The sequence below is a fragment of the Petrachloros mirabilis genome (assembly GCF_975968855.1).
The window spans coordinates 1-13,707 of record NZ_CDLUDY010000142.1; the positions used below are offsets into that span (position 1 = coordinate 1).

15 protein-coding genes are annotated in these 13,707 nt (G+C 54.3%); 8 read left to right on the forward strand and 7 right to left on the reverse strand.

The genetic code is table 11. The features are described 5' to 3' along the window. Nucleotides 1-269: 269 nt before the first annotated feature. The 8 genes from ACWVCN_RS05695 to ACWVCN_RS05730 all read left to right on the forward strand — a co-directional run bounded on the left by ACWVCN_RS05695 (nucleotide 270) and on the right by ACWVCN_RS05730 (nucleotide 9,543). The gene (locus ACWVCN_RS05695; protein ID WP_455244570.1) at nucleotides 270-1,598 is read left to right on the forward strand and encodes a TolC family protein; all 1,329 of its coding nucleotides are present in this window, start codon (nucleotides 270-272) and stop codon (nucleotides 1,596-1,598) included. After that, nucleotides 1,595-2,743, forward strand: a complete 1,149-nt coding sequence (locus tag ACWVCN_RS05700) for an efflux RND transporter periplasmic adaptor subunit (protein ID WP_455244571.1) — start codon at nucleotides 1,595-1,597, stop codon at nucleotides 2,741-2,743. Before ACWVCN_RS05695 ends, ACWVCN_RS05700 begins: the two co-directional genes overlap by 4 nt. A 46-nt stretch (nucleotides 2,744-2,789) precedes the next feature. After that, nucleotides 2,790-5,855, forward strand: a complete 3,066-nt coding sequence (locus ACWVCN_RS05705; RefSeq protein ID WP_455244572.1) for an efflux RND transporter permease subunit — start codon at nucleotides 2,790-2,792, stop codon at nucleotides 5,853-5,855. An 18-nt stretch (nucleotides 5,856-5,873) separates the two neighbouring features. After that, nucleotides 5,874-6,665, forward strand: coding sequence for a HEAT repeat domain-containing protein (locus ACWVCN_RS05710; protein WP_455244573.1), 792 nt, complete (start codon nucleotides 5,874-5,876; stop codon nucleotides 6,663-6,665). Between the two features lie 97 nt (nucleotides 6,666-6,762). Further along, a complete protein-coding gene (gene def / locus ACWVCN_RS05715) occupies nucleotides 6,763-7,293 on the forward strand; it encodes a peptide deformylase (RefSeq protein WP_455244574.1) in 531 nt (176 codons plus the stop codon). Between the two features lie 21 nt (nucleotides 7,294-7,314). Continuing rightward, nucleotides 7,315-9,039 carry an ABC transporter ATP-binding protein gene (locus tag ACWVCN_RS05720; protein WP_455244575.1) on the forward strand — a complete coding sequence of 575 codons (1,725 nt, stop codon included), beginning with the start codon at nucleotides 7,315-7,317 and terminating at the stop codon, nucleotides 9,037-9,039. A gap of 58 nt (nucleotides 9,040-9,097) precedes the next feature. Then, complete coding sequence (locus ACWVCN_RS05725; RefSeq protein WP_455244576.1) at nucleotides 9,098-9,292, forward strand: hypothetical protein; 195 nt, start codon at nucleotides 9,098-9,100, stop codon at nucleotides 9,290-9,292. A 41-nt stretch (nucleotides 9,293-9,333) separates the two neighbouring features. Next, entirely contained in the window at nucleotides 9,334-9,543 is a 210-nt protein-coding gene (locus tag ACWVCN_RS05730) for a hypothetical protein (protein ID WP_455244577.1), read from the forward strand. Between the two features lie 33 nt (nucleotides 9,544-9,576). Here the strand turns inward: ACWVCN_RS05730 and ACWVCN_RS05735 are convergent, their stop codons facing one another. From ACWVCN_RS05735 to ACWVCN_RS05765, 7 genes are all read right to left on the reverse strand, one after another. Beyond that, on the reverse strand, nucleotides 9,577-9,903 hold the full coding sequence (locus ACWVCN_RS05735; RefSeq protein WP_455244578.1) for a hypothetical protein: 327 nt from the start codon (nucleotides 9,901-9,903) through the stop codon (nucleotides 9,577-9,579). A 100-nt stretch (nucleotides 9,904-10,003) separates the two neighbouring features. Next, a complete protein-coding gene (locus ACWVCN_RS05740) occupies nucleotides 10,004-10,516 on the reverse strand; it encodes a Mov34/MPN/PAD-1 family protein (RefSeq protein ID WP_455244579.1) in 513 nt (170 codons plus the stop codon). Nucleotides 10,517-10,518: 2 nt separating this feature from the next. Further along, nucleotides 10,519-11,322, reverse strand: a complete 804-nt coding sequence (gene moeB / locus ACWVCN_RS05745) for a molybdopterin-synthase adenylyltransferase MoeB (RefSeq protein ID WP_455244580.1) — start codon at nucleotides 11,320-11,322, stop codon at nucleotides 10,519-10,521. 2 nt (nucleotides 11,323-11,324) lie between these two features. After that, entirely contained in the window at nucleotides 11,325-11,564 is a 240-nt protein-coding gene (locus ACWVCN_RS05750; RefSeq protein WP_455244581.1) for an NIL domain-containing protein, read from the reverse strand. Between the two features lie 2 nt (nucleotides 11,565-11,566). Beyond that, nucleotides 11,567-11,839, reverse strand: coding sequence for a MoaD/ThiS family protein (locus ACWVCN_RS05755; protein WP_455244582.1), 273 nt, complete (start codon nucleotides 11,837-11,839; stop codon nucleotides 11,567-11,569). Continuing rightward, entirely contained in the window at nucleotides 11,836-13,086 is a 1,251-nt protein-coding gene (thrC, locus tag ACWVCN_RS05760; protein ID WP_455244583.1) for a threonine synthase, read from the reverse strand. Before thrC ends, ACWVCN_RS05755 begins: the two co-directional genes overlap by 4 nt. Nucleotides 13,087-13,121: 35 nt before the next feature. After that, on the reverse strand, nucleotides 13,122-13,707 hold a 586-nt coding region (locus ACWVCN_RS05765; protein WP_455244584.1), incomplete at its 5' end, for a ThiF family adenylyltransferase.

Here is a 13,707-nt window from a genome sequence, read left to right on the forward strand (position 1 = left end):
GTTGTAAGCTCTAGGGGCCTCCTATTCGCTGGGAGGGCCATCGGTATCCCGTTTCCCCACCCAATTCAATCGGACAGGTTAGCTGGGTGGTGCTGTGCCTACGGACCTCTTTACAGGCCGGCCAGCTACGGCCAGGCAGGTGCCGTACACTTGCAGAGATTCTTTCCAAGCGTTCCGGGACCCTGTATAATACGACGATTCTGAGAGGGCTACGAGGTGACTCCTGTCAGCGCCTCTTCCTGCAGTAAGCCTCCGGTGAGGAACCGTACGTGGTTCTGGCTCAAGTACGACGATCGGCTTGTCTGATACTCGTCTTCTGTCTTGCACTGTTTCCTTTTCCGATAATTCCGGCATTTTCAGCACCACCGGCCGCATCAACCCCGGTCCAGGAAGAGCGAAGCTCCGTTCAAAAACCGCTCAGGCTGAGCCTTCAGGATGCGCTGGCACTGTTCATCAAACAGAATCTGGACGTGCTGATCGCGAAGTACGGGGTGGAGTTCAGCAAGGGGCAGGAGGTGACGGCGCGCCTGTTTCCCAACCCGGTCTTCTCGGTGGGAACTCTCAGCTCATACACGCATGGGCGGACGTTTTCAAATAGCGGACAATTGTTTTTTCAGGCACAGCAACTCTTCGAGCTTGCGGGCAAACGTGGCTATCGAATAGAAAGCGCGGGGTTCGGCACGCAATCGGCCGAAGCGGCCTTCGAAGATGCGGTGCGTCAACTCGGTTTCACGGTCAAAGACAGTTACTATCGTGTCCAATTAGCTCAACGGCGGTTGACGTTGGCTGAAGAGAATAGAGCCCGGTTTGCCCGTATACTGGAAATCAATACGATCCGGTTACGAAAGGGGTATATCGCGGAGATTGACCTCATCCGTATCCGGCTGCAGATGGTGGATTTTCAATCCCAGGTGATCGAAGCGGTTCAAGATGCCGAAACAGCACGAGGTGAATTGCGCCAGCTTTTGCGAATTTCACCGAAAACGGACCTCGAATTGTTGACCGACTTGGATTATCGCCGCATTGATCCGGAGATTGGGAAATTGCGAACGGCGGCATTGGATATGCGTCCCGATGTGCGGGCGAAGCGGGCGCTGTATTCTCAACGGGAGGCCGAATTAAAATTGGCAAAGGCCTATCGGATTCCGGATGTTACAATCGGAGGTGGCTATGCCGTTCAGGGACCACAAGGCCCTGATAATCCTGGGCAAGTCGCGGTGAATGCCGGTATTCCACTTCCGCTGTTCAATCGGAATCAAGGCGGCATCCGACAGGCAGAGGTGGCAGTGCAGACGGCTGAGGCGGACTTGAACAAAACCCTCAATCTAGTTGAAAATGAAGTGGAAGTTGCGTATCGGAATTTGATGCAGAGCCGGCGGCTGGTAGAGGCTTATGTGGGCGGTGTCTTGGACGATGCCCGCGCCACCTTTACGATCGTCGAGCGGGCTTATGAGAAAGGCGGAGCAACGATTCTCGACTTGCTCGATGCTGCGAGAACGTCACGTGCGATCCAGCAAAATTACATCGAGGCGTTGTTCAACTACCAACGCAATTTATTACAGTTGGAGTCTGCGGTCGGACAGGAGATCGTGTCATGAGTAAAGGCTGGCTTCCTTTCGGGATGCTTTTCCTGTTGGTAAGCGGAACCGCCTGTGATCGTGGCGACCAGATTTCGACATCTGATGCGGCCACGTTGCCTGAGGCCCAAAAACCTGCTGTTCTAGCAGCCGGGGCATTAGTCGAAACCGGCATCGTCGATTATACCGGCACGAAACCAGACCTCACCCTGGCTGGCAAGGTTGCCTATGGCGAGGATCGATACTCGAAAATCTCTTCGCCTTTACAAGGCCGTGTTGTCGAGGTTAGAGCCCACCTTGGTGACCGGGTCAAGAGCGGCGATGTCCTTCTTGTCGTCGATAGTCCGGACATTGCCCATGCCTATTCCGAATATGTGAAGGAAGATTCTGATCTGCAATATGCGACGCGTTCGCACGAACTCGCCAAGGATCTCTATGAGAACAAGGCCTTGCCTCTGAAAGATTTGAAACAGGCTGAGAACGAATTGGTCAAGGCCCGTGCGGAGTTCCGGCGGGCTAAAGAACGTCTGCTCTCGCTTCGTATTCCCGCCGAAGAATTGAACAAGCCTCTCGATAAACAAAAAATTACTTCACGATTCGAGATGAAAAGCCCTCTGGCCGGCGTGGTGGTCGAGCGTGCTGTCACACCGGGGCAATCGGTCGGAGGGGATTCTGGACAGGTGTTGTTCACCGTGGCAGACCTCGACATGCTGCAGGTTGTGGCTGATGTCTATGAGCGGGATCTCGCCCTGGTTAAGGAAGGACAATTTGCGAAGGTGAACGTGGAGGCTTATCCCGGCGTAGACTTTCACGCAACGGTTGCAGCAATCGGCGACGTCGTTGATCCGGTGAGCCGCACGATCAAGTTACGGGCCTGGGTCAACAACCAGGATCATAAACTCAAACCGGAAATGTTTGCCCGATTGCGTCTTCAAATCGGCGAAGCCGCACAGATTCTCGCCGTGCCCAAGGAGGCAGTGGTAGAGGTGGATGGAAAACAGTACGTGTACGTGGTTGAAGAGCCGAACCGGTATGTGAAACGGGAAGTGAAAGCGGCGAATTTCACCCCCGGGCAGATGCGGATCCTCGAAGGGCTGACTCCGGGCCAACGGATCGTCACTAAAGGCGCCGTCTTGATTAAGGGCCAAGAAATCAAAGGCGGCTGATCAGGTGTGGCTCCCTCCTTGCCGTGATTCCGAGTAAAGCGAATCGATGATTGCTCGCATCGTTGAGATCTCCCTTGTCCAGCGGGTCCTCCTGTGCGCGCTGGGGTTCTTGTTGTTATTCGGAGGACTCTATGCCTTTCACCTTCTCGATATCGTTGCCTATCCTGACCCCTCTCCTCCCATGGTCGAACTCATCACGCAGAATCCTGGGTGGTCGGCCGAGGAAATGGAACGGCAGATTACGATCCCCATCGAGGTGGCTCTCAACGGGATGCCGGGCTTGACCGACATACGCTCCCTGTCGATCTTTGGCCTGAGCGATATCAAAGTGTATTTCGATTTCGGAACCGACATCTTCAGGGATCGGCAAGAGGTCCTCAATCGTCTGGCGACGGTTGATCTGCCCCAGAACGTCAAGACAGAACTCTCTCCCTGGTGGGCGATCGCGGAGATCTATCGATACGAGCTGACCGGGGAACCAGGTGTCAGCCTAACCGAACTCAAGACAATCCAGGATTGGCAGGTCAGGCGGGCGTTTCGCCGTGTTCCCGGAGTCATTGACGTGACAGCCTTTGGAGGAACGACCAAAGAATATCACGTCGATATCGATCCGGGAAAATTGATCAGCTACGGGGTCAGTTTGTCTCAAGTAATGACGGCGCTCCAGAACAGTAACGCCAATGTCGGAGGCAACTATCTGACATTGGGAGCGCAGAACTACAACGTGCGCGGCTTGGGACTGATCAATGGGATCGAAGACATTGAAAATGTCATGGTGGATCAAAAAGACGGCACACCCATCTTCGTCAAGACATTGGGGCAGGTGAAGGAGGGTAATCGTGTCCGGCTTGGGAAAGTCGGGATCGACGATCGGGACGATGTGGTCGAGGGAGTGATTCTGCTACAACGAGGCTACAAGGCTCTGCCGGTCCTCGATATGGTACGTGAAAAACTCGATGAGCTAAATGAATGGAAACTGCCTCCGGGTGTGAAAATCAAGACCTTTTACGATCGGACGGCGCTGATTCATACGACGGTCGAGACCGTTACGGACATTTTGATCAGCGGAATGGTCCTTGTCTTTGTGTTGCTGTATGTGTTCCTGGGGAATCTTCGTGCTGCCGGAATCGTTGCCTTGACGATTCCGCTCTCGCTGCTGTTCACCTTCACGATGATGGTGATCATCGGTCAGTCGGCCAACCTTATTTCGCTTGGATCCATCGATTTCGGGATCATCGTCGATGCGACGCTCATCATGGTCGAGAGCATCTTCTTTCATCTCGCCCACGCGAAGACGCCGGGTTTGACGGTGCATCAACACATTGTCCGAGCCGCACGTCAAGTCGGACAGCCCGTCTTCTATTCGACGGCAATTATCGTTGTCGCGTTTATTCCTTTGTTCACGATGACCGGTGTTCCCGGGAAGATCTTCGCTCCGATGTCAATCACATACGGTTTCGCACTCTTGGGTGCACTTTTGATGGCCTTCACCCTGGCGCCCGTGCTCTGCTCGTTTTTATTAAGGGGGCCGATCAAGGAGGAGGATACGATCGTCGTAAGACCCATGAGAAAGGCTTACCACGCCATCTTAGGTTGGGCGCTCAATCACCGGCGGGTCGTTGTCCTGTTTGCCGGAGGTCTCCTGATCATCGCACTCATGGCGTTACAGTTCATGGGCGGCGAATTCATGCCGGCCTTGGAGGAAGGCAATCTGTGGGTGCGGGCGACGATGCCGGTGGACATCTCGTTCGATCAGGCGGCAAAGTTGGCGACCGACATTCGCGGCATGTTCCGCGAGTCCTCGGAGGTGAGTACCGTCGTTTCCCAATTGGGTCGCCCGGACGACGGCACTGATCCGACGAGTTTCTTCAACGGAGAATTTCTCGCGACACTCAAACCGCAGAACGAATGGCGCAAAGGTCTGACCAAGGATCAATTGATTGAAGAAATAGAAGGACGTCTGCAGAACATCCCCGGCGTAATTTTCAATTTCTCTCAGGTTATTCAAGACAACGTCGAGGAAGCGATGTCCGGAGTCAAGGGGGAGAACTCGATCAAGCTGTTTGGAACCGACTTGAAAACGATGGAGGAGAAAGCGGTCGAGATTGAAAGGGAAATGAGCCAGATCCGCGGCGTGAAGGATCTGGGCGTGTTTCGTCTCGTCGGCCAACCCAACCTCTTGATTCAAATTGATCGGGAAGCCAGCGCCAGATACGGGCTGCAGGTATCGGATGTGAACGCTGTCGTGCAGGCTGCCATCGGCGGTCAAGCCGTGACCAAGGTCTATGAAGGGGAACGATTATTCGACCTTGTAATCCGGTTCCTGCCAGAATTCCGGCAGGATGTGGAGGCCATCAGCAATATTCTCGTGAACACCCCGGACGGTGCCAGGATTCCGCTGAAGCAAGTCGCAACGATTAGCAAGCAAACCGGGGCTTTTATCATTTACCGGGAGAACAATGAACGGTATATCCCGATCAAATTCAGCGTCCGTGATCGCGATCTTGAGAGCACAGTGGAGGAGGCTCAAGCCGTTCTGAGAAATAAAGTCAGTCTGCCGGATCGATATCGGATGGAATGGGCGGGGCAGTACGATCAGCTGAAAGACGAGCAGAAACGACTGGCGAAGGTTGTGCCGCTCAGCCTACTCCTGGTCGTATTTCTTCTCTACACGACATTCAATTCACTGAAGAATGCGATGCTCGTTTTATCGACTGTTCCATTTGCCTTGATCGGCGGGATTATCGCCTTGGTGGCAACGCACACCAATTTCAGCATTTCCGCGGCTGTCGGGGTGATTTCGACCTTGGGGGTGGCCATCCTGGGGGGTGTCTTGCTGATTTCTCGCATCGAAGATTTCCGTCAAACGGGACTCTCGATTCGAGAGTCTGTGATTAAGGCCGCAGACGTGCAAATGCGGCCGATTCTCATGGCTACGCTTGGAGCGGCTATCGGACTATTGCCCGCGGCGTTGGCGACCGGCATCGGTTCGCAAGCGCAGCAACCCCTGGCCCGGGTCGTCGTTGGAGGGATGCTGACCGCGGCGGTCTTGATTCTAGTGGTTTTGCCTGTGTTATATGAGATGGTACATCGTCGTGCCCGGAACGATTAACCAAAGAGGGGTATAGTGGTGAACAGTACAACCAGAACCATAGCAGCGGGTATCGTAGTGTGTATGGCCCTTGCGGGATCGGTTCTTCCGGCCCTTGCAGATTCGGCTCGACCGTATCTGATTGTTCCGGTCCAGATTCCGTATGAGATGCCGCCAAAGGGGAATGAAACACCGGCACTGTCCGTCCCTCAGAATACCAATGCGCTTTCTCCGGAGGAGTTGCAGCGGGCCGAAGCCTTGATTCCCTTGCTCGAGGGGAAGCAGGAGTTCTGGGCGATGGGTGAGTTCGTCCATCTCGGTGAACCGGTTGTTCCTGTGCTGGTCAAAGCCCTGTCCATGCCCGGGCCCCGTATCCGGTACAACGCTATTGAAACGATTTCCATGCTCAAAGCGGTCTCAGCTGTTCCATCGCTTATTGGCGTAGCAAAAGAACCGAACGAGATTCCGCGTGTCCGTGAGCATGCGCTCCGGGTGGCGATCCGGATCGATCCCTCAAAGGCTCCCGAAGCTATTAAAGTTATGGCGAAGGACCAAAATTCTACGATCAGGAAGGCTGCCGCGTTCGAGTCGAGGTATGTCCGAGACAAGGCAGTGATTCCGATCCTGATTGATATGATCGGCGACGCCGAGCGGTTCGTGGCGATTTCCGCTGTCCAATCCTTGTGGATCCTTACATTGCGGGAGACGGAATTTCGCGATTGGGAAACGTCAACGAAGGAAGATCGTGAGCAGTGGATGGCAGAGTGGAAGGAGTGGTGGAATTTCGAAAAGGAAACATTCGTTATTCCTGAGCCGAAACGCCGGTCTTAAGTCGGCCGTGACGGTGGTTTAAGTGACGCGGTATCATTCATAAACGTTGAGGTGTGGCGGGTAAGTGTCGATCTAAGCGCCGAAGGTACCTAGAAATATGGCTGTTCTTCCGATAGCAAAGTTAGGCAATCCGATTCTCCGAAAAATTGCGTCATCCGTCGATTCGCGGGAGATCAAGACAAAAGATTTTCAACGATTGATCGACGACATGTTCGAAACAATGTTGGAGGAGCCAGGAATCGGCCTGGCGGCACCACAGGTGTCCCGTTCGATCCAATTAGTTGTCATGGGTTGTGAAGGGGAGGGAGGGTTCCCCACAACCACGCTGATCAATCCGAAGATCGTCTACTACGGGCCTCAGCAAGTTGAGAATTGGGAAGGTTGTCTGAGCGTTGACGGGCTCAGGGGCAAGGTGACGAGGCCTTCGGTGGTGCGGGTTCATGCCCTCGATCGGGACGCCAAGCCAGTCGATATCGAAGCTGACGGTCTGTACGCCGTCTGTATCCAGCATGAATTGGATCATCTTATTGGCAAGGTGTTTCTGGATCGTATGACCGATCTGTCGACCCTGACGCAGTTGACGGAGTTCGATAGGTATTGGAGAAAAGAACCGACCCCAGTGATTTAGCTTACCCACCGGACAGACGTTGTGAAAACCCTCCTGCGAGTTCTTTCTTATCTTCGACCTCACCGTAACCTTGCGCTTGCGACGTTAGTTTGTGCCACGGGGGCGACTGCGATGGAGCTGGCGCCTCCCTGGGTCATTAAAATCGTGATCGATGATGTCATTCAGGCCAAGCAGGCGTGGATGTTGCCGTGGGCGCTCGGAGGACTCGTCACCGCTTATGTGTTGAAGAATGCCTTCGCTTCTCTTCGGATTCGATTGAACAACCGCCTGGAACAGACTGTCGTACACGAACTGCGCAGCGACGTTTTTGCCTCGCTCCAGCGCCTGTCGGTTTCATATTTCGAGCAACGTTCGACCGGCGAAATCATGTCACGCGTCAACAACGATACGGAACATGTCGAGCGGATCTTTATAGATGGACTTGAGGGTGTGCTCACGGCTGTACTGACGCTGATCGGGATTACGGTGATGTTGTTCTCGTTGAATTGGCGACTCGCAGCGCTGTCGCTTCTTCCTATTCCGATCTTGATGTGGTCGGCTGGCTGGTTCACGAGAACCGTACATGGGTACTATCACGAAATTCGCAAAGGATCTGCAGAGCTCAGCGGGTATTTACAGGATGCCTTGTCCGGGATTCGGGAAACTATGGGATTCAACCGGCAGGCGTACGAACAGGACCGGTTCGGCAGGCTCAGCAAGGCTTACAGCGACAGCAATTTGAAAGCTATGTATCTTTGGTCGTTGTATTCGCCCGGTATGATTCTGATCGGCAGTTTGGGTACTGTCCTCATCGTCTGGTATGGAGCGGGGGAGGTTTTCAAAGGCCGTTTGACGCTCGGGGAGCTTGTGCTTTTCCTGTCGTATCTGGCCCTGTTTTATGTGCCGATCAATCAAATTCATTCCGTCAATCATATGTTGCAGCATGCATTGGCGGCGAGTGAGCGGGTGTTCGAAGTCCTGGACGCCGTGCCTGACGTGGTCGACAAACCGGGACTGTGTCAGCCCGGCAAGAATCTTCATGGCGACGTACGGTTTGAAGATGTCGAATTTTGGTACCGGCGAGATGTACCCGTTCTCAAGCGTGTCTGCCTGCACGTCGCAGCCGGGGAACGGGTCGCATTGGTGGGACCGAGCGGGGCCGGCAAGAGCACGATGTTGAAACTCGTGATGCGTTTCTATGACGCTACATCCGGTGCGATTCTGCTTGATGGGACGGACGTGCGGGATCTCCCTCTTTCGTACCTGCGCCGGCAAATCGGATATGTGCAACAGGAGCCTTTCCTGTTCAACGGGACGGTACGTGAAAATATCATGTACGGCGACTTGCAGGCAGGATCGGATCGCGTCCAAGAGGCGGCAAAACTGGCCCGGGCTCACGAGTTCATCATGAGTCTTCCCGAGGGGTACGAGACATGGGTCGGAGAACGGGGAGTCAAACTTTCTGTAGGGCAAAAACAACGTGTCTCGATCGCCAGGGTCTTGTTAAAAGATCCGCCGATCGTTATCTTTGACGAGGCGACTTCGAACATTGATACGGAAACGGAAGTAAAAATCCGTGAAGCCATGAACGAATTGACCAAGGACCGCACCACATTCATCATCGCCCATCGGTTGTCGACCTTACAGGATGTCGAGCGCATTCTTGTCGTGGACGGGGGACGGGTCGTGGAGGAGGGATCTCATGAGACGTTAATGGCCCTCGGAGGCGTCTATACGGGACTGTACGAGGCCCAATTCCAAACCTAGGAGAGATAGTCCGGACCCGAGTGTGAGCGATTACGGTGCTGTTCATCAGGGAGTGAATATGGTGTTGATCTACGAAAACGATCCGCTCGACAACGAACATGCCAGGGGGCGGTTTTACCATGTCTGTCAAGGCCGTGTGGAGCGAACTGAATTGCAAATTCCACCGGTGGATCAGCCCCACGAATGCCCTCAATGCGGAATCGACCTGGAGGCTGAGGATTTTTTCATGGCGATGCAAAAAGGATCGGTGTGAAAGGGCAAAAGGAGAGAAGTTAGGGGCAGCGGGTAAGAAATATGGGAGGCAGCTCAGGAAGAAAAACGGTTTCGGTCATGCGCGGGCTGATGATGCTCTGCGATAGCTGCTATGACCAAGTGATTGCCGAGAACCTGGTCGACCAGAAGAACTTCGTTCAGGACTATGAGGCGATGTTCGATACGATCTGTCCGGGCTGCATGGATCTTAATCGGCCGCTAGTAGACGACATGTTGGGTAGTTCGGAGTAGGGGACGGCTCTATTTTGCGTGTGGTGTTCGTGGCTACGTACACTTCTTCCCATCGAAGTGCATGCACTCCGATTCGCCTGATTTGACCTTCCATGTTTTGAGCAGGGGCATTTGATTGTCGCCTCGCCATTCAACGACAAAATCCACCAAGCCGGAAATCGGAAGCTTGTCCATGTGAGGTCGTGCAACTTCAGGAACTTCTATGTAGAAGACCGCGCCAAGCTTGGAGATCAGGATACGGTTTTGCTCTTTATCGATGTAGATGACCGGACTATAGTAGCTCTTCTCTTCCGAGAAACTTGCCCCGACGTAGAAGAGGGAAAAGACCAGGGCCAGAAGAATCGTACGCATGTGCGGCATAACGATCACTCCTTCCAAAAAGGTCGATGATAGCGCTCACATTATCACATCCGATCTCAGAGATGGAAACTGGAAATTTTCAGGGCTGGTTAGGTATGGATTATGCTTCGGTGATTGCTGCGGGGGACACGGCTCCGCTCTTTATCCAATAGCCTCGGATATCAGGCCGTGATTTTTCCATCAAGGAAATCAGCAGATAGATAGGCAGGGACAGGTTGAGGCGACTCCAGTTCTCCTCCCAATCGTTGGCTATTTTAATGTCGGTGACGGATGGGCGGGCCGGATCATGAGGATGGGAATGATAGACTACCTGGAGGACCAGGCCGTTCTTCCGCATGTCTTTAACAGCCTGAAACATTTCCTGGGCATCCATGATAAACGCGATCTCCGCTCGCTCTTCCGGTGAGAGGCGCGAGAGATGGTGGAGTTTGGCTTCGTCGAACGAGGCCGCCTGTGTCGCTCCTTCGAGGCTCACGATATTCTTAATGCGGTAGACCTTACGGACTTCCTTCCCGGTCCCTGCGAGGAACCCGCAGCATTCGTAGGGATCAAGTTCTCTCGCATGGGCGACGAGCTCGTCGCGGATGTGTTGGGAAATAGTGAGATCCGACACGATCAAATGCTGCAGCTGACGGTGTAGTCGCTGTTCAGATCCTTGATGGTTGGATTCGGTCCACAAAGGCGGCAGGCTGGATCCTTGGGGCGCCCGACCTTCCGGAACTTCATCTCTAAAGCATCGTAGATCACCAGTTTGTCGGCGATGGTTTCCCCGATGCCGAGTACTTCTTTGATGGCCTCGGACGCCTGTAAAATTCCCATAGTACCGGCCAGGACACCGAGTACTCCGGCTTCCTGACAGTTAGGGACTAATCCTGCCGGAGGGGGTTCCGGATAGAGACAGCGGTAGCAGGGGAATCCTGCATGGGGCTTAATCGTCGTCAACTGGCCTTCAAAACGAAACATGCTTGCTGAAATGAGCGTTTTCTTCGCAAAGAAACACGCGTCGTTGACCAAGAACCGCGTGGTGAAATTGTCCGAGCCGTCGAGGACGATATCGTATTCTTTGATCAACGGCAGAATGTTCTCGGTGTCGACCAATTGATGATAGGTATTGACGGTGATCTCCGGGTTGATGGCCGTGAGGGTTTGTTTCCCCGATTCCACCTTGGGACGTCCGAGCGTAGATGTCGAGTGAAGAATCTGCCTCTGGAGGTTCGAGAGGTCAACCACGTCGCCGTCCACCAGCCCGATTGTCCCGATACCGGCTGCTGCCAGATAAAGCGCGGCAGGGGATCCAAGACCTCCGGCTCCGATAAGCAGCACCTTGGCTTTGCTCAGCTTGAGCTGCCCCTTTCCTCCGACATCTTGCAGGATGATGTGTCGGCTATATCGTTGGATCTGTTGTTCGGTCAGTTCCATAATTATTCAACGACGTTCAGTTCGATCGGATCGACGATGACGCCTTTCTGCCTGAGGCCGTTGACGGCCCGTTCGATCTCGGCGGTATCGCCGCTCAATTCAAGGTCCATCCAGCCTGTCGTTTCCCGTACGTCCGCTCGGCGGACGTTGGTCACAACCTTATACTCCCTGCCGATCTGATAAATGATCGGTTCTTTGATCTTGTCTTCGGGAAAACGGATATGAAAACGCAAGTGAGCCATGGCTAGCCTCCCGCGATCGCGGGCACGATGGAGACTTCATCGCCGTCTTTCAGCGAGGTCTCTTTACCCTTCAAAAATCGAATGTCTTCTTCATTCACGTAGATGTTGACGAAGCGGCGAAGCTCACCGGATTCGTCGCAAAGGCGATCCTTGATGCCTGGATGCGCCTGATTCAGCGTGTCGATCATGCCGCTGATCGTGTCGGCATGTGCTTCAACTTCCCCCTGTCCCTTTGTGAGGGGACGGAGCGGGGTTGGAATGCGGACTTTAATCATGCGTCACCACCACCGTTCTTTCCCATTTTGAAAGTTTTCTCAAAAGCCACCAGGCTCGGCTGAATCCTAACCGGCCGGCCGACCGAATCAATCACAGCTTCCTGTGTCTTCAGCCCATTGCCGGTGATATAGGCCACCGTAACGTCACCCTTCTTAATGGTGCCGTTCTTGACCAGTTTCTGCAAAACGCCGATCGTCACACCGCCGGCCGTTTCCGCGAAGATGCCTTCGGTCTGCGCGAGAAGCTTGATGCCTTCTACGACTTCGTCATCGGTAACCATGTCCATGGCTCCTTTGCTTTCCGCCGTGGCTTTCAGGGCGTAATACCCATCGGCCGGGTTGCCGATCGCCAAGGACTTGGCAATGGTTTTGGGTTTCACCGGCTTGAAGAAATCACGACCGGCTTTGAAGGCCGTTGAGATAGGCGAACAGCCTTCCGCCTGCGCCCCGTTTATCTTGGTCCTGACTTCATCGATCAGGCCGACGGACTTCATTTCGTGCAGCCCCTTCCAGATCTTCGTCAGTAAGGAGCCGGATGCCATGGGAATGACGACTTGATTCGGCGTACGCCAGCCGAGTTGCTCCACCGTTTCAAATGCCAGTGTCTTGGACCCTTCGGCATAATAGGGGCGGACGTTGATATTGACGAAGGCCCAGCCATGTTCACCGGCGATCTCGCTACAGAGGCGGTTGACGTCGTCGTAATTTCCCTCGATCTCGACGACGTTGGGTTTATAGATCAAGTTGCCGAGCACCTTCGCTGCTTCCAAATCGCCGGGGATAAATACATAACAACGCATACCGGCGGCAGCGGCGTGAGCTGCCACGGAGTTGGCTAAATTGCCGGTGGACGCGCAGGCGACGGTTTCAAATCCTAGTTCACGCGCGCGCGTCAGCGCGACGGCGACGACGCGATCTTTGAACGACAGGGTCGGATGGTTCACCGTGTCGTTCTTGATGTAGAGTTCGTCGATCCCCAGATGCGCACCGAGGTTCTTGGCTCGAACCAGGGGTGTGAAGCCGGCATGGGGGCCGAGGTAATTAGTTCCTTCGACCGGCAGCAGATCCGCGTAGCGCCACATGCTGGTTGGCCCTTCTTCGATCTTCTTCCGCGAAATCGAGCGCTTGACCTCGTCGTAGTTGTACTTGACCTCTAGAGGGCCGAAGCACATCTCGCACACATGAATAGCCTTCGTCGGGTATTCCTTTCCGCACTCTCGGCAGACTAGCGCTTTCATTTTGGCCATGATCACACCACCTTCGTCACGTCAACATTACGGTATTACGGTCGCACGGCACAACCGGCAAAGGGATCGCCGTCGTCGAACAGTTCGGTGATCGTCGGATGTTCCCCGCAGAGGGCGCAATTGGGATTCCGCTTCACCTTGATCTCCCGGAACTGGGTCTTGCGCGCGTCGAAATCCAGAAGCCGGTCGGTCAAAGGACGGCCGATGCCGAGGACGATCTTCAGCGCTTCCGTCGCCTGAATTGTACCGATAATACCTGCAAGGACTCCTATGACTCCAGCCTCTTGGCAGGAGGCGACCAGTCCGGGAGGCGGCGGAGTCTTGAAGACACAACGGTAACAGGCCGACTTTTTTGGAACGATTGTCGTCACTCGCCCGTCGAACCGGAGAATGCCGCCATGCACCAGCGGCTTGTCGGCAAAGTAACAGGCGTCGTTGATCAAGAACTTTGCCGTAAAGTTGTCGACACCGTCGATTATGACGTCGTACTCACCGAAAATCTTGAGCGCGTTTCCGGCCGTCAACCGTTCCTCGTACATCGAAACGGCAACGTCGGGATTCAGGGCCTGAATCTTTTCTTTTCCCGAGAGGACCTTGGGACGACCGACGTCAGGCGTGTGA

What these genes read in the sequence shown, in the direction of transcription:
- ACWVCN_RS05700 (WP_455244571.1), top strand. Translation starts at nt 1,595, where the DNA reads ATGAGTAAAGGCTGGCTTCCTTTCGGGATGCTTTTCCTGTTGGTAAGC.
- def (WP_455244574.1), top strand. Translation starts at nt 6,763, where the DNA reads ATGGCTGTTCTTCCGATAGCAAAGTTAGGCAATCCGATTCTCCGAAAA.
- thrC (WP_455244583.1), bottom strand. Translation starts at nt 13,086, where the DNA reads ATGGCCAAAATGAAAGCGCTAGTCTGCCGAGAGTGCGGAAAGGAATAC.
- ACWVCN_RS05750 (WP_455244581.1), bottom strand. Translation starts at nt 11,564, where the DNA reads ATGGCTCACTTGCGTTTTCATATCCGTTTTCCCGAAGACAAGATCAAA.
- ACWVCN_RS05725 (WP_455244576.1), top strand. Translation starts at nt 9,098, where the DNA reads ATGGTGTTGATCTACGAAAACGATCCGCTCGACAACGAACATGCCAGG.
- ACWVCN_RS05705 (WP_455244572.1), top strand. Translation starts at nt 2,790, where the DNA reads ATGATTGCTCGCATCGTTGAGATCTCCCTTGTCCAGCGGGTCCTCCTG.
- ACWVCN_RS05755 (WP_455244582.1), bottom strand. Translation starts at nt 11,839, where the DNA reads ATGATTAAAGTCCGCATTCCAACCCCGCTCCGTCCCCTCACAAAGGGA.
- moeB (WP_455244580.1), bottom strand. Translation starts at nt 11,322, where the DNA reads ATGGAACTGACCGAACAACAGATCCAACGATATAGCCGACACATCATC.
- ACWVCN_RS05730 (WP_455244577.1), top strand. Translation starts at nt 9,334, where the DNA reads ATGGGAGGCAGCTCAGGAAGAAAAACGGTTTCGGTCATGCGCGGGCTG.
- ACWVCN_RS05735 (WP_455244578.1), bottom strand. Translation starts at nt 9,903, where the DNA reads ATGCCGCACATGCGTACGATTCTTCTGGCCCTGGTCTTTTCCCTCTTC.